Raw genomic sequence first — 18,876 nt, forward strand, 5'->3', positions numbered from 1 at the left:
TATCCCCAAAAACTGCCCATGCGGATTCACTTCCTTCAAATCCTGGCCTGCCTCGGGCTCGCGCTTTGCGCGCCGGCCAAAGCACAGGGCCGCTCCGCACCCTTTACCGGAACATGGTCCATAGACCTCAGGACACCGGCTGAAAAGAAAGACAAGGTCGAGTGCGGCACGGCGGTTTTTAAGCTGTCGCAAACAGGCGCCAAGATCGTTGGTGATCACGCCATGGCAACGCCTGGCTGCGGGCGCATGAACGAGGGAGGCGAAGCCAGCGTCAAAGGCCTTGTGCTTGGCGGGACCGCCGTGCTCACGGTGACAAGCGCAAGAAACGGCCAGATCGTGCTCGGATCGGCAAAGGTCCGCGGCGATTCCCTGCATTGGCAGGTGAGTGAGGAAATCAAGGCGGGAGAGCCGGAGGGGGACTCCGGCTTGATTCTTCAGAGCGGGGTTTTACATAGGGAACGCCGGTGAAAACATCCTCCAAGTCAAAGAGTCGGCCGCTGCAAATAGGGCAAACCGGCAAAATCATCGAAGGTGAACAGGCTGGGAGTTATGTCAAAGTGATTGACGATTCCGCGACGACCGGCGGCTTGCTGATCCTGACGTCAAAATCCGTGGACATGGGCTCCGTGCACGACAGCTGGGTGGCAGACGCGGCTGCACTTGCCGAATACTTCACCGAGTCTCGGTGGATCATTGAGTGGCTTCCAGGGCCCTCTGGCCATTGACCATGTTTGGCAGCCGAAAACCGGAGTTCGCAGTCGCCTGGGAACAGCCACCCTGGTGGCGGGTCCTGTCATTGACGGGCTGGGGTGTGCTCTTCCTCGCCGTTTTTTCCACAGCCAGTTTTTTCCTGGGCCTTGTATCCGGCGAGGTTTTGTTCTTCTTGAGCTTCAAGCAAAAGAGCGGCCCTCTTGCCCTTTCCTACCAAGCCTCGCCTATAGGATTCGCCGTCTGCATGGGGCTCAATCTGGTCATCGCCTTGGGTTTGTGGTGGCTGTTCGTGTCCTGGCTGCAAAGCCGGCGCCAGGCCTTCGGTAATTACCTTGGGAATAGCCGGCGATGAATCCATCCACCACAGGCAACAAGTCAAAATTTCGCGGCTGGCTTTTCTGCTTCGCTTTGTGCTTGCATGCGCCGTGCTGTCGGCGTTATTGTTCACGGCAAAAGTGAGTCAACTCTTGGCCGCTCGAGGCAGCGGCCCTCTGGCTTTGTTCATTATGCTTATGGTGTTCATACTGTTCTTGCCAACGATCTATTTTTTCTTCTCGCGCGCCATTCTTCCCAGATTGCGCGATATAGGCCTGTATGGTCCGTTTTGCATAGGCATAGCCTTGTTATGGTTTGTGCCGCCGCTGAATCCGCTGCTCATCCTCGCTCTGCTGCTCGTGCCCGGCAACTTCATTCCAAGCGAGTACGCCGAGCCCTGATCCTTTCTGGATCGCATGCGAAACGCCTCCCCCAACTAGAGGGAGGGAAATCAGGTGTGACTTTCCTCGGATTCCGGCTCAGAATTCTCGTAGCCGCGTGAAGCCCGTAGTGAGCGCCTAAGCGCCGTCTTTCGCATTCCAGAAATTCCTAAGAAGGAAAAATTGCATGGACACTGAAACTCAAAGCATCACGAGGGATAAATCGGACTACTTTTCCCAAAAAGGCGTCTATAAGAACCCCTATCCACTTTCGCCCGCCGAATTTAATCACTATGAACGAGAGTAGATGCAGCCTTTAAAGCGTGATGAAAGTCGGCTGATTCAGGTTGCACGTAGACCTTCTTCTCCGGCAGAACCCCACAGTGTTCCGTCGGAGAATCTATATGCTGAACTAAAGGGGCGAAGCGGGCCTCTCCGAAAGGCCCGGACGTCGGCTCATGATTGGTACGAACAGCGAGATTTCACTTTGCAGTCACTCATGCCAAAAAATGCTGCGAATTTCCTCGGAGGTCACTGATGAAGCTCAGAAAAATTGCATTAACAAATGTTGGTTGCTTTTTTGAGCGCCAGGAGTTGGTGTTGGATGGAGACATGTCCATCTTAATTGGACCGAATGGAGGAGGAAAAACCACGCTGCTTGATACCGCAGTTAGAGCCCTGAGGAAGTACTTTCTGATTGCGAGGCTTAGTGAAGTATCCGGAGGTGACGCAATCGCTCCAACTTTTGGTAGCTGGCTGACGATTGATGAAGTGGAGCGTATGGGCTTCAGTAAGCACTTCGATAACGAACGCTCTCCTCAAAAGATTGAATTAGATCTAGAACTAACCGAATCCGACCTACTGAATATTCAAGCCATCAAGCGCGATCTTCCAGAAATAAAGAGGCGATCTCCTCACGGAGAATTGGCAATCCCACTCACCGCCCCTAGCGGATGGAATTCTGAGGAAGTGAAAGCAGGAACGATTTTTCACTACGAAATAGCGGACGGAACAATATTAGGAATGACTGCTGACGCAAAAGAATTCGCAGCCTATTTGCAAGCTTTCGATACGCATCGACAACTTAGACAGGCCTATGGCCTGTCGCTCCTAGGGCCGCCAGTTGTTTATTTTCCTGTCGTCCGTCATCAGGGTATCAGCCCTCATGTTCAACTTTCCAACTCCTCAATGAGCAGTGTCAGACGACAGAGCGAGGCTTCACACTCAAAGAGCACTAACGCTGGTCTGTTTGAGTTGGCTATTCAGATTCTGGCAGAGCGAGCGCTGCAACTACATTTCGATGAATATCGTGATCCAACACTCCATATCAAAAAGGAACGTGGTCCAGCCTTGCTTACCGAGGTGCTTCTCGATTTTGGGTATACATGGGAACTCAAATGTACTCATCGTAGAAATAATAGTTGGGGAATAGAGTTTCGAAAGAATGGCCACCCCTTTAGACTTGATATGGCATCAACGGGAGAAGCTGAGATTCTCTACTACGCTGTCAGCATCACGTTACTGGATATTCGAGACACATTGGTCTTCATCGATGAGCCGGAAATTCATCTCCATCCCCGGTCGCAGCGAAAGCTCCTGAATCTGTTTCAAAAACTGAGCTCAGCCACTAACAATCAGTTTGTGTTTGCGACGCACTCTCCTTTGTTTGTCACTCCGGATTCGATCAAGCATGTAGCACGGGTGGCGTCTTTAAACGGGAAGACTTCTGTTACTCAAATAGATCCAAAAGGAATACCTGACGGGAAAAAGGCCTTTGATCTAATCAATGCATTCAATAACGAGAAGATATTTTTCGCCGACAAAGTCATACTCGTTGAGGGCTCGTCGGATGAGATTTTTTTCACTGCGTTGTTTAATCGACTTAAGTTTCTATCCTCTAAAGACATCGAAATTGTTCGTGTTGGGGGAAAGCATAATTTTGTAACCTATCAAGAGCTACTTGAAGCATGCAACATACCTTATGCCGTGATCGCAGATCTGGACTACCTACGTGAAATCGGATCCCCTGAGATCACGCAGGTTTTTGGTTTGAGAGCAGCCCGTATTAAGAAATGTATTGATAACGTTGGAACAAATCTGGATGGAGATGCGCTGGTCAAAGCGATTGAAAAATCCATCACCACCAGAGATGCAACTTGGTTAGATGGTGTGTGGACTTACATTTCGAGGCGACACACCGAGTTGATCGAACCTTTAACCGCTTCAGATCGAAATCTAGTTGACGCATTCATAGCTGATCAGCGCTCCAAGGGGATTTTTATTCTTAAGCTGGGCACGCTTGAGGACTATTTGCCAGATGGGTACAGGTCAAAGGACCTTAAAAAATTGATCGACCTGGTAAAGGCAGATGATTTTCTAGAAAAAATATCTGGATCGGCACTGGATGAACTAACGCTGATCGGAAGCTTGGCGACGACATAACGGTGCTTCACCGACACCCATATCGTAAAGCCAGCACCTTATCATGGGTGACCAGCAGCCACGCCGAGGTTGCCTGCGAGTTGCAGCATGAATTCAAACACACCGTCGGCCGTGCCGCAGTGCAGGCTTCCGGTGGACTCCCTAACAATGAATCAAGGGACCAAATCATGAATTACCTGTCGAGTGCGACCTTTGCAGGCCTGCTGCTTGCCTGCTCCTGCGCGGCGCATTCTGTGGAGCCTGTGAATGACCCGGTGAAATACCTGCAAGATCGCATCTTGTGGGTGACGGCAGGCGATATACGGGATGGATTTCCTGCAAAGTCTCTCGAGTCCAAACTCAACGTGACTTTTCGGCAAGCCATGGAGCTCAAGGGTCCCGAGGGAACGATCAATTTGGCCGGCGCGGCTTCCGTGCCGCAGTTTCTGGACATCGCCGGGACAAGCATGATCCAGACGCAAGCGGGTTCCAACAAGCCGCAAAGGGTGCTGCACGTCATGTTCAGCAGCAATGGACCGTGTGTCCCTCTGCAGGCAGCCGTCTCATCGCCCCGGTGCACATTCGCGAAGCCCTATATGGCGCCTGGAATCACCATGCCGGGATCTCCGCAGACCTTGAGCCTGCAAGGGATGATGTGCCCCAAGGAGGGAAATCGCGATGTTGTCGTCAGGCTGACCGCGCCGGATCAAAAATGTATTCGGGCGCTCACCGTGAGCGACAACTAGCCCTTGCTGGATACACGAACTTAGGTCTCAAGATGAAAATTTGCGCCGAATGCAAGTTGCCTGCGCCGGATGCGCTTCTGGCCTGTTCCGCCTGTGGTTGCGGCATCTTCACTGAACCGGACGCTCCAGGTTCCGGGAAGCGCGCCGAGTCCGATTTCGCCGTGCTGCTTAAATGGGCGGTCGGCTACTTGCTTTGCGCGATGCTGCTGGGCATGGCCACCACCCTGGTGGCGCATATGCTGTTGCGCGGCGGCTTCCGGACGGCGGCGGAGGGAATGGCTACATCCCCCGTCATGCTGGTGCCTGTTCTCACGACGCTGTTCTTTGCGCGCTATTCAAGCCGCTACCACAAGCCCATCGCCCGGGCCGGCGCGCTCTACCTGGCTATCTCGGTTCTTGGACTCGGTGTGCACTTGCTAGGGTCCGGGCACCCGGCCGGCTACCTTGGCGCAGCGGTAAACACCTTGGTTTTTGCGCTGGCTGGCACAGCCATCGGCTTTTTCTTCAGGCGCAAGGATGGCTGAACCGCCGCCCGCCAGACAGCAAACCAAATCACTGTTGAATCCACAGTGCATACTTCGGGCATGAACGGAATGACACCGTCGTCTCTGACTGCCCATTCAGAACGAGTTTTCAGCATTGATCATTTTCTTGCTTCGGCGGACTGTGCTGAACTGATGGGTTTGGCCGATGAACATGGATTCGAAGCGGCGGGCGTGCGCACTGCCGAGGGCCAGCGATCCATGCCCACGGTACGCAACAATGAGCGTGCCTTGTTTGAGTCTCCTCGCTGGGTGATGCGCCTATGGGAGGGCCTGGCGGGAGCCGCGCTACCGGCCTTGCAAGGGCAAAAGGCTGTGGGGCTGCCCAAGGACCTTCGGTTCTACAGGTATTCGCCGGGGCAGCGCTTCAAGATGCACAAGGACGGCCCGTGGACGGAGGGCGGCTTCACGAGTCGACTGACCTTCCTGGTCTACCTCAACGAAAACTTCGTTGGTGGGGAAACCGATTTCCGCGACTTCAAGATCCTGCCCCGAACCGGCCGTGCCCTGCTTTTTATCCATGACACCTGGCACGAGGGTGCAACTGTCGAGGAAGGAACAAAGTATGTTCTGCGTTCTGATGTGCTTTATGGGGTAGCGCCCTAATCGAATAATCATCTATCAACAAAGCAATGCCCTCAACCGAATGCCCCAATTGCGCATCAGGCAAAGATGTTCGCGAGAAAGTGCTGTTAGTCGACAAACTTAATGCGGACCGGTATTTTTATGTTGAGGATTGACTGTAGGCTCGAGTCACGAACAGTCCCCGCATACAAGCCCCTCCATTGAGCTAACCTTTCGAAAACTCACACACCCCCCGGCATCAAACCTTATGGCGCGTTCACGCAACGACTACGTCAAAAAGCGGGCCATCCGCTTTCAGAAATTGCGTGCCAGGCTGCTTGCCTGCTACCTTGTGCCCGGCATGGCTGCCTTGCTTGCGGCAATTGTTTCCGTTGTGATGGCCGCCTCTGCATGGCTGCAGCTTGCGATATTCGGTATTGCCTTCACGCTTTTAGCCATTGGTGAAACAAAGTACCGATGCCCCGTCTGCAACCGCACTCCGCCTGGAAATTTCAATCCGAAGTCTTGTGGCTATTGCAAAACCGTCCTGCGGTGGCGGAGATGATCGAGTGGTACAGGTCGCTCGCGGCCCTACTGTGTAAGCCTCGTCCTACGTCCAAAGATGACATCCATGGATGTCTTTTGACATAGCGCCGAATATGCTGGCGCATGGCTCCCAAAGACAAGCGTGAAAAAGGCGGCACCGCGCTCGACCAGATTCGGGCGTCGCTCAGGAATTTTTTGCGCGTCAGGGACTTGCAGGAAAAGCTGGCCCCGCACGGCACGGAAGAACCCGGCCGGCCGCTCGCGAGTGACGAGCTCAAGCACTGGCGGGATTCACTCGGCGAGGACAGCCGCACACGGTCGCGGGCCAAGCCACGTGGCGGCAAAAAAGATTAAGCCTGGCCGGGGCTCGAGCCCACTCCGACACGCACAGCGCAGCCCCGATGGTTGGTAGCCAATCTTCTAGCTGGGGCGAACCTTTTGGGCTCTTTTGATGGAAGGCCCGACCAACAGCAACAACAGGACTGGCGGGAAGATACACACGGCGAGAATCCGCGCGAAACTCACGTTGCTGAACCAACAGCGCAATGCCACAGCCATCCAGCCTATCGCGCCCATCAGGACAAACACAATCGTGATCTTGAAGAAAAAGAGCGCAAAAAGAAGCCCTAGGCCCAGCGCCAGCACAGCAGCACCGACGTACACATCGGTATCCTTGCGCTCGACGGGTCCCCGTCGTTCAGACGCGCTCAGCCCCACTCCGATAACCTCCCCGACACCAGCCTGAACCGCCGCCCGCAACGCGAGGCCAGCGTTTCATCATGCGTGACCAGCACAAAAGCCGTGCCGAAATCGCGCGCGAGTTTGAGCATCAGCTCAAACACGCCGTCGGCCGTGGAACGGTCCAGGTTGCCGGTGGGCTCGTCGGCCAGCACGCAGGCCGGCTGGGTGACCAGGGCGCGGGCAATCGCAACGCGCTGGCGTTCACCGCCCGAGAGTTCCGCAGGCCTGTGGTGGATGCGGTCCTTGAGGCCGACGGCCGCCAGCATCTCGGTGGCGATGCGTGAGGACTCGGCGGGCGCCTGGCGGCGTATCCACAGCGGCATGGCGACGTTGTCGAGGGCGCTGAATTCGGGCAGCAGGTGGTGGAACTGGTAGACAAAACCCAGGTGCTGGTTGCGCAAGTCGCCCTGCTGCTGGGGCGACAAGGCCGACAGCACTTTTCCCTTGAGTTCCACCTGGCCGCTGGTGGGCGCGTCCAGGCCGCCCATCAAATGCAGCAGCGTGCTTTTGCCGGAACCCGAGGCGCCGACGATGGCTAAAGTTTCGCCGGCGTGGACTTGCAGGTCCACGCCGTGCAGCACCGTGAGGTCTATTAACCCTTCGTGGAAGCGTTTGGTGAGGGCTGTGGCTTTCAAGACCACTTCGCCTTGGGTTTCAGGCCGCTGGCCCTCACCCCTGCCCTCTCCCAGGGGGAGAGGGAGTGAAGAAGCGGAAGCTGGGCTCATGGTTTGATCACTCATAGCGGAGGGCCTCCGCTGGGTTCACGCGGCTGGCGCGCCAGCTGGGGTAGATGGTGGCCAGGAAGGCGAGCACCAGGGAGATGACGACGATGGGCATGATGTCGGCGTATTGCGGTTCGCTGGGCATGCGGCTGATCAGGTAGATGTCTTTGGGTAAAAAACTGGCGTTGAGCGCGCGCTCTATGGCAGGCACGATGACGTCGATGTTGAAGGCAATGCCCAGGCCCAGGACCAGGCCCGAGAGTGTGCCTATCACGCCGACCAGCGCGCCCTGCACCATGAAGATTTTCATGATGCTTTTCGGGCTGGAACCCAGGGTGCGCAGGATGGCGATGTCGGCGCGCTTGTCGGTCACCGTCATGACCAGGGTGCTGACCAGGTTGAAGGCGGCCACCGCGACGATAAGCGTGAGGATGATGAACATCATGCGTTTTTCGAGCTGCACGGCGGCGAACCAGGTCTTGTTCTGGCGCGTCCAGTCGCGTATCAGCAGGTCGCCGCTCAGCGTGCGCGACAGCTCCAGCGCCACTTCACGCGCCTGGTGCAAGTCCTTCAGGCGTATGCGTATGCCGGTCGGGCCTTCGAGGCGGAAGATTTTCGCGGCATCGTCCTGGTGCATCATGACCAGGGCCGAGTCGTATTCATAGTGGCCGGAGTCAAAAGTGCCGACCACCGTCATCTGCTTCAAGCGCGGCACCACGCCGGCCGGGGTGACCTGGCCGCTGGGCGCGATCAGGGTGACGGTATCGCCCTCGCGCACGCCCATGGCGCGGGCCAGTTCACCGCCCAGCACCACGCCGAAATTGCCGGGCACCAGTTTGGCCAGCGTAGGCGCCGAGGTCGCGGCGAGATCGGTGACCTGGCCTTCAAGCGCCGGGTCTATGCCGCGCACGAGGGTGCCCTTCATGTCTTCGCCGCGCGCCAGCAGGGCCTGGGCCGCGACAAAGGTGGCGGCGCCCGTGACCTGGGGATTGGCCTTGATTTCAGCGAGGGTTTTGGCCGGGTCGGGCAGCGCGACGCCGCCGGGGGCGAAGACCTCGATGTGCGAGATCACGCCCAGCATGCGGTCGCGCACTTCCTTCTGGAAGCCGTTCATCACACTGAGCACGATGATGAGGGCGGCGACGCCGAGCGCGATGCCCAGCATGGAGACACCCGAGATAAAAGAGATAAAACCGTTGCGCCGGGTGGCGCGGCCGGCGCGGGTGTAGCGCCAGCCCAGGATCAGCTCATAGGGGATTTGCATACTCATCAAGCGGGTGCCCGCGCGGCGGCGGCTGCGTTTTTTTGGAGGACCCATTGTGGCATCCCGGACAATAGCCCCATGTCAGCCAATTCCCCCACCCCTTTCACCGGGCCGCAACTGCTGCTGCCCTTCGCGGCCTGCGGCGCGGAGGCCTGGCTGCCGGCCATGAAGGCGCTGCCGGCCGACAGCACACGCAATCTGGCCCAGCTGCTCAAGGGCATGAAGTCAGTGCACACTGATGAAGCCGATGCCCACACGCTGTCGCCGCCGCATGAACGGGCTTTGGCCCGGGCGCTGGGCATGGCGGATTCGGGCACGCCCGACGGCCTGATTCCCTGGGCGGCGCGTGATGCGGCGCTGCACCTGCCCGGCAGCACGGGCAAGGCCTGGGTCTGGATCACGCCCTGCCACTGGGCCATGGGCCGCGAGCATGCAACCCTGACGGACCCGGCCGCGCTGGGCCTGCAGGAGGGCGAATCGCGCGCCCTGCTGGCGGCCATGCAGCCTTATTTCGAGGGCGACGGCATCACGCTGCACTATGTGCCGGCCCTGGGGCCGGCGCGCTGGCTGGCCGAGGGCGAGCTGTTTCGCAGCCTGCCCACCGCCTCGCTGGACCGGGTGCTGGGCCGCAATGTAGACCCCTGGCTGCCCAAGCAGGACAAAAGCGACACCAACAGCACGGCACGCAAGGTCAAGCTTTTGCAGAACGAGATGCAGATGCTGCTGTACACCCATGCGCTCAATGACGAGCGCGCGGCGCGGCGCCAGCTGCCGGTGAATTCTTTCTGGCCCAGCGGCACGGGTGCGCTGGCCGCGGGCCATACGCCCGGCGAGTCGGCTGCGGTGCCGCGCAGCCTGGCGCAGGCGGTGTTTGCCGACGACTGGGCGGCTTATGCCCAGGCCTGGGCCGCGCTCGATGCGAACGAGATCGCCGCCCTGCTGGCGCGCCAGCGCGCGGGCGAAACCGTGCGGCTGACGCTGTGCGGCGAGCGCGGCGCGGCCACGTTTGAGACAGCGAACCAAGGCTTTTTTGCCAGGATCACGGCCAGCCTGGCCCCCACCCCTTTGCTGGCGTTGCTGGAGCGGCTGTAAACGCCCCGCGCCCGGCACCCCCTCATATATATAGAGAGTTTGAAGACCCCTCATGAAAATCCAGGTACGAGAAGTCCCGCCGCGAAGCGTCTGGGCGCTACAGCAGGCCGGCATACACCCGCTGCTGGCGCAGCTTTATGCGGCGCGGGGCGTGCATTCGGCCGACGAGCTTGACGACGGCCTGGGCCGGCTGCTGCCGCCTTCCTCGCTGCGCGGCGCGCTGGAGGCGGCCAAACTGCTGGCCGATGTGATGGCCGCCGGCCAAAAGATCTGCGTGGTAGCCGATTACGACTGCGACGGCGCGACCGCCTGCGCCGTGGCGCTGCGCGGCCTCAGGCTGCTGGGCGCGCGCGATGTGGGCTACCTGGTGCCCGACCGCGTGACCGACGGCTACGGCCTGACGCCGCCGATTGCCGAGCGCGTGAAAGCCAGCGGCGCCGACCTGCTGGTGACGGTGGACAACGGCATTGCCAGCATGGAAGGCGTGGCGCGCGCCCGCGCGCTGGGCATGCAGGTGCTGGTGACCGACCACCACCTGCCGGCGCTCAAGGACGGCCTGGTGGTGCTGCCCGAGGCCGATGTGATCGTGAACCCGAATCAACCGGGCTGCACGTTTGAAAGCAAGTCGATTGCCGGTGTGGGCGTGATGTTTTATGTGCTGCTGGCGCTGCGCGCCGAGCTGCGCGCGCGCGGCGCTTTTGACGCGGCGAATCAACCGAAGCTTGATACGCTGCTGCCGCTGGTGGCCTTGGGCACCGTCGCCGACGTGGTGAAACTGGACGCCAATAACCGCCGCCTGGTGGCGCAAGGCTTGAAGCGCATACGCGCGGGCCATTTGCCGGCCGGCCTGGCGGGCCTGTTCAGCGCCGCGGGCAGGCAAGCAGGCGCGGCCACCACCTTTGACTTTGCCTTTGCGCTGGGCCCGCGCATCAATGCGGCGGGCCGGCTCAGCGACATGACCTTGGGCATTGAATGCCTGCTGACCGACGACGCGGCGCGCGGCGAAGAGCTCGCCAAGACGCTGGACGGCATCAACCGCGAGCGCCGCGACATCGAGGCCGGCATGCGCGAGCAGGCGCAGCTGGCGGCCGACGCGATGATCGATGAAGACGAGGAGCCGCCGCCGGCGATCGCGATCTTTGACCCGGAGTTCCACGAGGGCGTGGTCGGCATCGTGGCCTCGCGCGTGAAGGACAAGCTGCACCGGCCGACCTTTGTGTTTGCCGCCAGCCAGGCGCCGGGCAAGGAGCACGAGCTCAAGGGCTCGGGCCGGTCCATCCCCGGCTTCCACCTGCGCGACGCGCTGGACCTGGTGACCAAACGCCACCCGGGCGTGCTGCTGCGTTTTGGCGGCCATGCGATGGCGGCCGGCTGCACCATCGCCGAGGAAAATTTCGAACTCTTCGAGCAGGCGCTGCAGCAGGTGGCGCATGAATGGCTGGACGCGGCCACCCTGACGCGCCGCATGGACACCGACGGCCCGCTGGCGCCCGAATACCGGCGCGCCGACCTGGTCGACACCTTGCACAAGGAAGTCTGGGGCCAGGGTTTTGCCGCGCCCACCTTTAGCGAGGTGGTGGAAGTGGTGTCGCAACGCCTGGTCGGCGAAAAACACCTGGCGCTCAAACTCAAGCACCAGGGCCAGCCGGTGGACGGCATCTGGTTCGGCCACACCGAAGCGCTGCCGGCCCGGGTCAAGCTGGCCTTCCGGCTGGACGCCGACGAATGGCAGGGCGTGAAGCGCGTGCGCTTTCTGGTCGAGGGCGCGGAGATCTGAGTTTTCCGGCGAACGCGCCTTCAAAACACTCCTTCCCCCTCTGGGGGAAGGTTGGGATGGGGGCCCGCGGCGATGGATGGCAGGGCCGGCTCTGGATCGCAGGCCGGAGAGCCCCCATCCCTGCCCTCCCCCAAAGGGGGAAGGAGGAAGAAAAAAGCCGCCCCTCCTCTTCTCTGGTGGAAGGGGGACCTCACTGCAGTTCAAACTCCCCGCCGCGCTCTAGCGCGCGCTGGTAGGCGGGCCTGGCGTGTATGCGCGCGAGGAAGTCCATCAAACCCGGCCGGCTTTCGTTGAGCCCGCCGCGCGCGGCGGCGGCTTCCAGCGGGAAGCTCATCTGGATGTCGGCGCCGCTGAACGCCTTGCCGGCAAACCAGCCGCCCTGGGGCAGCGACATTTCAAGAAAGTCCAGGTGCTGCCTGAGCTGCGGCTCGATAAAGGTCTTTTTGACCTTGCCGGTGATGCCGCGCGCGATCGGCTTCACAAAAAACGGCATGGGCGAGTTCTCGATCTTGTCGAAGACCAGCTTGAGCAAGAGCGGCGGCATGGCCGAGCCTTCGGCGTAGTGCAGCCAGTAGGTGTAGCGCAGGTGCTCGGGCGTGCCGGCTGGGGGCGCGAGCCGCCCGGCGCCGTAGCGGCCCACCAGGTAGTCGATGATGGCGCCCGATTCGGCCAGGGTGAGTTCGCCGTCGGTGATCACCGGCGACTTGCCCAGCGGATGCACCGCGCGCAGCGAGGGCGGGGCCAGCATGGTCTTGGGGTCGCGCTGGTAGCGCTGGATCTCATAGGGCAGGCCCAGTTCCTCCATGAGCCAGAGTATGCGTTGCGAGCGGGAGTTGTTCAGGTGGTGCAGGGTGATCAAGAGGTGGCTCCGGACATAAGCGATGAACGCATGGTAGGCCATGCCGCACCGCCTTGACGCCGCCACTGCCGCCACGGCGCGCACCGCCGCCGGCCGCTTCCGCACCCCGCAGGGGCGGCCGGGCACCAGAAACAGGCATTTTGTACACAATCTTCTGAAAAATCGCATACAAAGCTGGCACAGGCCTTGCACACAAGGCCGGCATGAACGCCCCAGCCAGCCCCGCGCCCGCCGCCATTGAAGCCATCGCGCTGACCAAACGTTATGCGCAGCAGGACAAGCCGGCGGTGGACGGCATTAACCTGCGCATTGCCGGCGGCAGCTACTGCTGCCTGCTGGGGCCTTCGGGCTGCGGCAAAAGCACGACGCTGCGCATGATGGCGGGCCATGAGTCGGTCACCAGCGGGGACATCCTGCTGGAAAACCGCAACATCACCGACCTGCCGGCCGCCGGCCGGGGCACGGCCATGATGTTCCAGAGCTTCGCGCTGTTCCCGCACCTGTCGGCGCTGGACAACGTGGCCTTCAGCCTCAAGATGAAAGGGGTGGACAAGGCGGCGCGGCGGCGCCAGGCCCAGGAACTGCTGGAGCGGGTGGCCATGGGCCACCTGGCCGAACGCAAGCCGGCCGAGCTCTCGGGCGGGCAGCAGCAGCGCGTGGCGCTGGCGCGCGCGCTGATCACCCAGCCGCGCGTGCTGCTGCTGGATGAACCGCTGTCGGCGCTGGACCCGTTTTTGCGCATCCAGATGCGCGCCGAGCTGCGCCGCTGGCAGAAGGAGCTGGGCCTGACCTTTATCCACGTCACCCATTCGCAGGAAGAAGCGATGGCGCTGGCCGACACCATGGTGGTGATGAACCACGGGCGCATCGAGCAGCAGGGCTCGCCCCACGAGATCTACAACCGCCCGGCCAGCGAATTCGTGGCGCGCTTCATGGGCGGGCACAACGTGCTGGACACGCCGGCGGGCCGCATAGGCGTGCGCACCGACCAGATGCGCATCACGCCGGCCGGCGAGGCCGCGCCCGACGCACCGCACAACCGGCGCGCCGTGGTCACCGACGTCGAATACCAGGGCACGTATGTGCTGCTGGGCCTGCAAAACCCGGGCGTGTCGCACACCGCCAGCAGCACGGCCGAGCTGTCGGTGATGCTGCCCGAGTCGGCCTTCGCAGCCCGGCCCTATGCGCCCGGCGACGCGGTGCAGCTGTCGTGGGCGCCCGAGGCGGCGCACACGCTGCGCGCCGCGGCCCCGGCCTGACACCGCTTTTGTTTTGCCCACCGTTTTCCAACCGCCCCTTCGCAAGAAGATTTCCACCCCAGCACAGGAGTTTCACCATGTCCGACGCCTTTCCTGATCAAAAGAACCCGCCAGCCATCGCCGACGGCACCCCTGCGGGCGGCCTGCCGCGCCGCGCCCTGCTCAAGGGCACGGCGGGCATCCTGGCCACGGGCATGTTCCCGGCCGTGCATGCGCAGGAAAAAATCGTGCTGCGCTACCTGGGCACCGCGGTGAACCAGGACAAGGCGATCGCCGAGAAGTTCAAGGCCGACACCGGCATCACCATCCAGTACGTGGCCGTCACCACCGACGACGTGACCAAACGCGCGGTGACCGCGCCCAACAGCTTTGACCTGATAGACACCGAGTACTTCTCGCTCAAGAAGATCGTGCCCACCGGCAACCTGAAGGGCATAGACACCAAGAAGATCAAGAACGCCGACAAGATCACCACGCTGTTCACCACCGGCACCGTGGCCGGCAAGGCCGTGGGCGACCAGGGCACGGCGCCCAAAAAGGTGATTTACCTCGAGGGCGAAAAGAGCAAGGTCTTCGCCAAGAGCCCGACGCAGTTCATGTCGCTGATCCCCACGGTGTACAACGCCGACACGCTGGGCATACGCCCCGACCTGATCAAGCGCCCCATCAACTCCTGGGCCGAGCTGCTGAACCCCGAGTTCAAGGGCAAGGCCGCGATCCTGAACATCCCGTCCATAGGCATCATGGACGCGGCCATGGTGGTGGAAGCCGAGGGCATCTACAAATACCCGGACAAGGGAAACATGACCAAGAAGGAGATCGACCTCACGATCGCCACGCTGATCGAGGCCAAAAAAGCCGGCCAGTTCCGCGCGCTGTGGAAGGACTTCAACGAGTCGGTCAACCTGATGGCCTCGGGCGAGGTGGTGATCCAGTCCATGTGGAGCCCCGCCGTGACGGCCGTGCGCACCAAGGGCATTGCCTGCAATTTCCAGCCGCTCAAGGAAGGCTACCGCGCCTGGGCCGCCGGTTTCGGCCTGCCCGCCACGCTCTCGGGCAAGAAGCTGGACGGCGCCTATGAGTTCATCAACTGGTTCCTCGACGGCTGGGCCGGTGCCTACCTGAACCGCCAGGGCTATTACAGCGCCGTGCTGGAAACCGCCAAGGCCAAGATGGAAGCCTACGAATGGGCCTACTGGATGGAAGGCAAGCCCGCCTCGCAGGACATCAAGAGCCCCAACGGCGACGTGCTGGCCAAGGCCGGCGCGGTGCGCGACGGCGGCAGCTACGAGGCGCGCATGGGCGGCATCGCGTGCTGGAATGCGGTGATGGATGAGAACAACTATATGGTTCAAAAATGGAATGAATTCGTCGCGGCCTAGGCACACCCCCGTTGACGCTCACTTCGTGTAGCGTCCTCCCCCCTTGCAGGGGGCGCCCGCTGCGGCCCGGCGAAGCCGGTTCCGCGCGGACGCTGGGCTGATTCGGCTCGCTTCGCTTGCCTTGGGTGGTTCTTTTTTTACTTCGGGTCGTCATGAGTACACCGGCAATCACTGCACATTCCGCTCCGGCCAAGGCGCCGGGGCACAGCCTTGCCGCCTGGTGGCAGGCGCTGCCGCTGGCGTCGGTGTTTGTGCTGTTCTTCCTGATTCCCTTGGCGCTGGTGCTGACGGTGAGCTTCTGGGACTTCAATGAATACGAGCTGCTGCCCGGCTTCACGCTGAAGAATTACTCCGCCATTTTTGCGGGCTGCGGCAGCGGTACGGACCTGTGCGTGACCTTCAAGACCTATCTGTCGACCTTCAAGTTCAGCCTGCTGGTCTGGCTGATCACGCTGGTGACCGGTTTCACCGTGTCCTATTTCCTGGCCTTTCACGTTCGTTCGCAGGGCGCGCAGACGCTGCTTTTTGTGCTGTGCACCATCCCGTTCTGGACGTCGAACGTGATCCGCATGATCTCCTGGGTGCCGCTGCTGGGCCGCAACGGCCTGGTCAACCAGAGCCTGCTGGGCATGGGCGTGGTGAGCCAGCCTGTGGAGTGGCTGCTGTTCTCGGACTTTTCGGTGGTGCTGGCCTTTGTGCACCTCTACACCATGTTCATGATCGTGCCCATCTTCAACTCCATGATGCGCATAGACCGCAGCCTGATCGAGGCGGCCAATGACAGCGGCGCCTCGGCCTGGCAGACGCTGTGGAACGTCATCGTGCCGCTGTCGCGCACCGGCATCATCATCGGCTCCATTTTCGTGATCACCATCGTGATGGGCGACTTCGTGACCATAGGCGTGATGGGCGGGCAGCAGATCGCCTCCATCGGCAAGGTCATCCAGGTGCAGACCTCCTACCTGCAGTTCCCGCTGGCGGCGGCCAATGCGGTGATCCTGCTGGCCGTGGTGCTGATGATCATCTGGGCCCTGACGCGGCTGGTCGATATCCGCAAAGAACTATGACCCCCACGCTTGTCACTTCGTGTACTACGCTGCCCCCCGAGGGGGCTGGCCTTGCTTGGGGCGGCCCGGCGCTGCGGCCCCTCCTGCGGAGGTTCTAAGCCATGTCCGATAAACGCTCTGCCGGCTTCTGGCTCCTCGCCGCGTTCTTCGCGCTGTTCGTGCTGTTTCTCTACGGGCCGATGTTCATCATCGTGCTGCTGAGCTTCCAGGGCCCGGAAGGCGGGCTCACCTTTCCGCTGCGCGGCGTCTCGCTGCACTGGTTCCACAAGCTGGCCGAAGGGCTGGGCGTGGTCGACATAGGCGCGGCGCTCAAGCGCTCGCTGGGCCTGGGCCTGGCGGTGACGGCCTTCACGGTGCTGTTCTCGGTGCTCGCGGGCCTGGCTTTTCGCAAAAAACTCGCGGGCGGCAACACCCTGTTCTTTGTGGTGGTGGCCAGCCTGATCATGCCCTCCATCATCGTCTCGCTGGGCATAGGCCTGGAGTTCCGCCTGCTGGACGGCGGCATCAAGAAGCTGCTGGAGCTGCTGGGCATGGCTGGTGCGCTGGAGGACTACGGCACGGCGCTGGGCCTGTTTACCTCGGCGCTGGGCGCGCACCTGACCTGGACGCTGCCCTTCGGCCTGCTCATCATGTTCGCGGTGTTCAACCGCTTCAACCCGGCTTACGAGGAAGCCGCGCGCGACCTGGGCGCCACGCCCTGGCAGGGCTTTCGCCACGTGGTGCTGCCGCTGATCGCGCCCTCGGTGGTGGGCATAGGCATGTTCGGTTTCACCCTGAGCTGGGACGAGATCGCCCGCACATCCCAGGCCATAGGCGATGTGAATACACTGCCGCTGGAACTGCAGGGCCTGACGACCACCGTCACCACGCCGGCCATCTACGCGCTGGGCACGGTCACCACCGTGGTGTCGCTGGGGGTGGTGGCCCTGGCCATGGGCCTGGCCTGGTGGCTGGGCAAGCGGCAGAAAAAAGGACAGCGATGACACCGACAACCACGGCGGCGCCCGCCGCGCCCCCGACCGACACCGAGATGTATGAACGCGTGGTCTCGGCCATCCTGGACCACCGCCTGCCGCCGGGCACCAAGCTCGGGGAAGACAAGCTGGCCGGCGCCTTCGGCGTGTCGCGCACGCGCATACGCCCGGTGCTGATGCGCCTGGCCAATGAGCAGGTGGTCACCCTGGTGCCCAACCGCGGCGCCACCGTGGCCCAGCCCACCGAGCAGGAGGCGCGCGAGGTCTTCGAGGTGCGCCGGCTGATAGAACCCACGCTGGTGGAACTGTTCATCGCCAAGGCCGACGAGGCCGACATGCGGCAGCTCAAGCGCTGCATCGACGACGAGGAAGCCGCGCGGCTGGCCGGCGACATGCACCGCGCGATCCGGCTGTCGGGCGACTTCCACCTGCAGATCGCCGAGCGCGCCGGCCACCAGACGCTGGGGCGCATCCTGCGCGAACTCACCTCGCGCACCTCGCTGATCCTGATGACCTACGGCACGGCTCTCGGCGACATCCGCGAGGACCGTGATGGCGCGGCCGCCTGCCGCTGCCGCGAACACCGCGTGCTGCTGGACGCGATACGCCTGCGCGACGCGCGGGAAGCGGCGCGCCACATGCGCGAGCACCTGACGCGCCTGGAGTCGCAGCTGCAGTTCACGCCGCCGGCGGGCGAGGCGCCCGACCTGTCGGCGCTGTTCTCCTGAGCCTGGGCGGGGGTGCCATGCGTAGGCTTTTGGTCATCAATCCCAATACATCAGCCTCGGTCAGCGCGCTGCTGCAAACCCATGTGCAGGCGGCTGCCGGGCTGCATGTGCAGGTCAGCACCGTCACCGCGCGTTTCGGCGCGCCCTATATTTCGGACGAGGCCAGCTACGCGGTGGCCGCGCATGCCGCGCTGGACGCCTGGGCGGCTGCGCTCGCGGTGCCCGGCGCGGCGCCCGACGCGGTGCTGATCGGCTGCTTCGGCGACCCCGGCCTGCTGGCGCTGCGCGAGAGCAGCCCGGTGCCGGTCACCGGCCTGGCCGAGGCGGCCTTTATCGAAGCGGCGCGCCACGGCCGCTTTGCCATCGTCACCGGGGGTGAGCGCTGGGGGCCCATGCTGCAGCGCCTGGCCCAGGCCCTGGGCCACGCGCCTTCACTGGCCGGCATCCACACCGTCGCGCCCACCGGCGCGCAGCTGGCCGCCGACCCGGCCGCCGCGCGCACCCTGCTGGCCCAGGCCTGCCGCGACGCGGTGCGCCAGCTGGGCGCGCAGGCGGTGATCCTGGGCGGCGCGGGCCTGGCCGGCATGGCCGCGGCCCTGCAGCCCGGGCTGGGCGTGCCCCTCATCGACAGCGTGCTGGCCGGCGCGCACTGGGCCTTGCGCAGCCACGCGCCGCCGCCGCAGCGCGGCAAGCCGGGCTTTGATGTGCCCTGGGACAAGCTTTCGCCGGAGCTGACGGCTTTGGGTTTGTAGCCCGGCGGGCAAGGATATGTGAGTACGCACTGCA

At 62.2% G+C, this 18,876-nt stretch carries 22 protein-coding genes; 18 read left to right on the forward strand and 4 right to left on the reverse strand.

Going from position 1 to position 18,876, the window contains the following annotated elements; all coding sequences use genetic code 11:
* The first annotated feature begins 18 nt into the window (after positions 1-18).
* From ACEN9P_RS05110 to ACEN9P_RS05155, 10 genes are all read left to right on the forward strand, one after another.
* Positions 19-468, forward strand: a complete 450-nt coding sequence (locus ACEN9P_RS05110; protein ID WP_495621296.1) for a hypothetical protein — start codon at positions 19-21, stop codon at positions 466-468.
* Positions 465-725, forward strand: coding sequence for a hypothetical protein (locus tag ACEN9P_RS05115; protein ID WP_495621297.1), 261 nt, complete (start codon positions 465-467; stop codon positions 723-725). Before ACEN9P_RS05110 ends, ACEN9P_RS05115 begins: the two co-directional genes overlap by 4 nt.
* Positions 726-727: 2 nt before the next feature.
* A complete protein-coding gene (locus tag ACEN9P_RS05120) occupies positions 728-1,063 on the forward strand; it encodes a hypothetical protein (RefSeq protein WP_495621298.1) in 336 nt (111 codons plus the stop codon).
* Complete coding sequence (locus ACEN9P_RS05125; RefSeq protein ID WP_495621299.1) at positions 1,044-1,427, forward strand: DUF805 domain-containing protein; 384 nt, start codon at positions 1,044-1,046, stop codon at positions 1,425-1,427. Before ACEN9P_RS05120 ends, ACEN9P_RS05125 begins: the two co-directional genes overlap by 20 nt.
* A 516-nt stretch (positions 1,428-1,943) precedes the next feature.
* Entirely contained in the window at positions 1,944-3,848 is a 1,905-nt protein-coding gene (locus ACEN9P_RS05130; protein WP_495621300.1) for an AAA family ATPase, read from the forward strand.
* Between the two features lie 167 nt (positions 3,849-4,015).
* Positions 4,016-4,573 carry a hypothetical protein gene (locus ACEN9P_RS05135; protein WP_495621301.1) on the forward strand — a complete coding sequence of 186 codons (558 nt, stop codon included), beginning with the start codon at positions 4,016-4,018 and terminating at the stop codon, positions 4,571-4,573.
* 32 nt (positions 4,574-4,605) lie between these two features.
* Entirely contained in the window at positions 4,606-5,097 is a 492-nt protein-coding gene (locus ACEN9P_RS05140; protein ID WP_495621302.1) for a hypothetical protein, read from the forward strand.
* A 60-nt stretch (positions 5,098-5,157) separates the two neighbouring features.
* Complete coding sequence (locus ACEN9P_RS05145) at positions 5,158-5,721, forward strand: prolyl hydroxylase family protein (protein ID WP_495621303.1); 564 nt, start codon at positions 5,158-5,160, stop codon at positions 5,719-5,721.
* Positions 5,722-5,947: 226 nt separating this feature from the next.
* A complete protein-coding gene (locus ACEN9P_RS05150; protein WP_157214509.1) occupies positions 5,948-6,244 on the forward strand; it encodes a hypothetical protein in 297 nt (98 codons plus the stop codon).
* Positions 6,245-6,348: 104 nt separating this feature from the next.
* Entirely contained in the window at positions 6,349-6,579 is a 231-nt protein-coding gene (locus ACEN9P_RS05155) for a hypothetical protein (protein WP_495621304.1), read from the forward strand.
* A gap of 66 nt (positions 6,580-6,645) precedes the next feature.
* Here ACEN9P_RS05155 and ACEN9P_RS05160 read toward each other — a convergent pair whose 3' ends face one another.
* The 3 genes from ACEN9P_RS05160 to ACEN9P_RS05170 form a co-directional block, all read right to left on the reverse strand.
* Positions 6,646-6,888 (reverse strand): hypothetical protein, encoded by a 243-nt coding sequence (locus ACEN9P_RS05160; RefSeq protein WP_477664613.1) that lies wholly within the window; start codon positions 6,886-6,888, stop codon positions 6,646-6,648.
* Between the two features lie 44 nt (positions 6,889-6,932).
* Positions 6,933-7,607, reverse strand: coding sequence for a lipoprotein-releasing ABC transporter ATP-binding protein LolD (lolD, locus tag ACEN9P_RS05165; RefSeq protein ID WP_495622141.1), 675 nt, complete (start codon positions 7,605-7,607; stop codon positions 6,933-6,935).
* A gap of 91 nt (positions 7,608-7,698) precedes the next feature.
* Positions 7,699-8,952, reverse strand: a complete 1,254-nt coding sequence (locus tag ACEN9P_RS05170) for a lipoprotein-releasing ABC transporter permease subunit (RefSeq protein ID WP_495622142.1) — start codon at positions 8,950-8,952, stop codon at positions 7,699-7,701.
* Positions 8,953-9,030: 78 nt separating this feature from the next.
* On the opposite strand from ACEN9P_RS05170, the gene ACEN9P_RS05175 reads away from it, so the two are divergent.
* Both ACEN9P_RS05175 and recJ read left to right on the forward strand, forming a co-directional pair.
* Complete coding sequence (locus ACEN9P_RS05175; RefSeq protein WP_495621305.1) at positions 9,031-10,044, forward strand: hypothetical protein; 1,014 nt, start codon at positions 9,031-9,033, stop codon at positions 10,042-10,044.
* 52 nt (positions 10,045-10,096) lie between these two features.
* Positions 10,097-11,821, forward strand: coding sequence for a single-stranded-DNA-specific exonuclease RecJ (gene recJ, locus ACEN9P_RS05180; protein WP_495621306.1), 1,725 nt, complete (start codon positions 10,097-10,099; stop codon positions 11,819-11,821).
* A 190-nt stretch (positions 11,822-12,011) separates the two neighbouring features.
* On the opposite strand, the gene ACEN9P_RS05185 is transcribed toward recJ, so the two are convergent.
* Positions 12,012-12,680 carry a glutathione S-transferase gene (locus tag ACEN9P_RS05185; protein WP_495622143.1) on the reverse strand — a complete coding sequence of 223 codons (669 nt, stop codon included), beginning with the start codon at positions 12,678-12,680 and terminating at the stop codon, positions 12,012-12,014.
* A 203-nt stretch (positions 12,681-12,883) separates the two neighbouring features.
* Here ACEN9P_RS05185 and ACEN9P_RS05190 point away from each other — a divergent pair, with 203 nt between their 5' ends.
* The 6 genes from ACEN9P_RS05190 (at position 12,884) to ACEN9P_RS05215 (ending at position 18,842) form a co-directional block, all read left to right on the forward strand.
* Positions 12,884-13,939, forward strand: a complete 1,056-nt coding sequence (locus tag ACEN9P_RS05190; protein WP_495621307.1) for an ABC transporter ATP-binding protein — start codon at positions 12,884-12,886, stop codon at positions 13,937-13,939.
* Positions 13,940-14,016: 77 nt separating this feature from the next.
* Complete coding sequence (locus tag ACEN9P_RS05195) at positions 14,017-15,321, forward strand: ABC transporter substrate-binding protein (RefSeq protein WP_495621308.1); 1,305 nt, start codon at positions 14,017-14,019, stop codon at positions 15,319-15,321.
* A 152-nt stretch (positions 15,322-15,473) separates the two neighbouring features.
* The gene (locus tag ACEN9P_RS05200) at positions 15,474-16,388 is read left to right on the forward strand and encodes an ABC transporter permease (RefSeq protein ID WP_495621309.1); all 915 of its coding nucleotides are present in this window, start codon (positions 15,474-15,476) and stop codon (positions 16,386-16,388) included.
* 101 nt (positions 16,389-16,489) lie between these two features.
* Entirely contained in the window at positions 16,490-17,371 is an 882-nt protein-coding gene (locus tag ACEN9P_RS05205) for an ABC transporter permease (protein ID WP_477715663.1), read from the forward strand.
* Positions 17,368-18,090, forward strand: a complete 723-nt coding sequence (locus ACEN9P_RS05210) for a GntR family transcriptional regulator (RefSeq protein ID WP_495621310.1) — start codon at positions 17,368-17,370, stop codon at positions 18,088-18,090. The genes ACEN9P_RS05205 and ACEN9P_RS05210 overlap by 4 nt, the downstream gene beginning before the upstream one ends.
* 17 nt (positions 18,091-18,107) lie before the next feature.
* Complete coding sequence (locus ACEN9P_RS05215; RefSeq protein WP_495621311.1) at positions 18,108-18,842, forward strand: aspartate/glutamate racemase family protein; 735 nt, start codon at positions 18,108-18,110, stop codon at positions 18,840-18,842.
* The last annotated feature ends 34 nt before the right edge of the window (positions 18,843-18,876 follow it).

The sequence above is a fragment of the Polaromonas sp. Polasp52 genome (assembly GCF_059491565.1).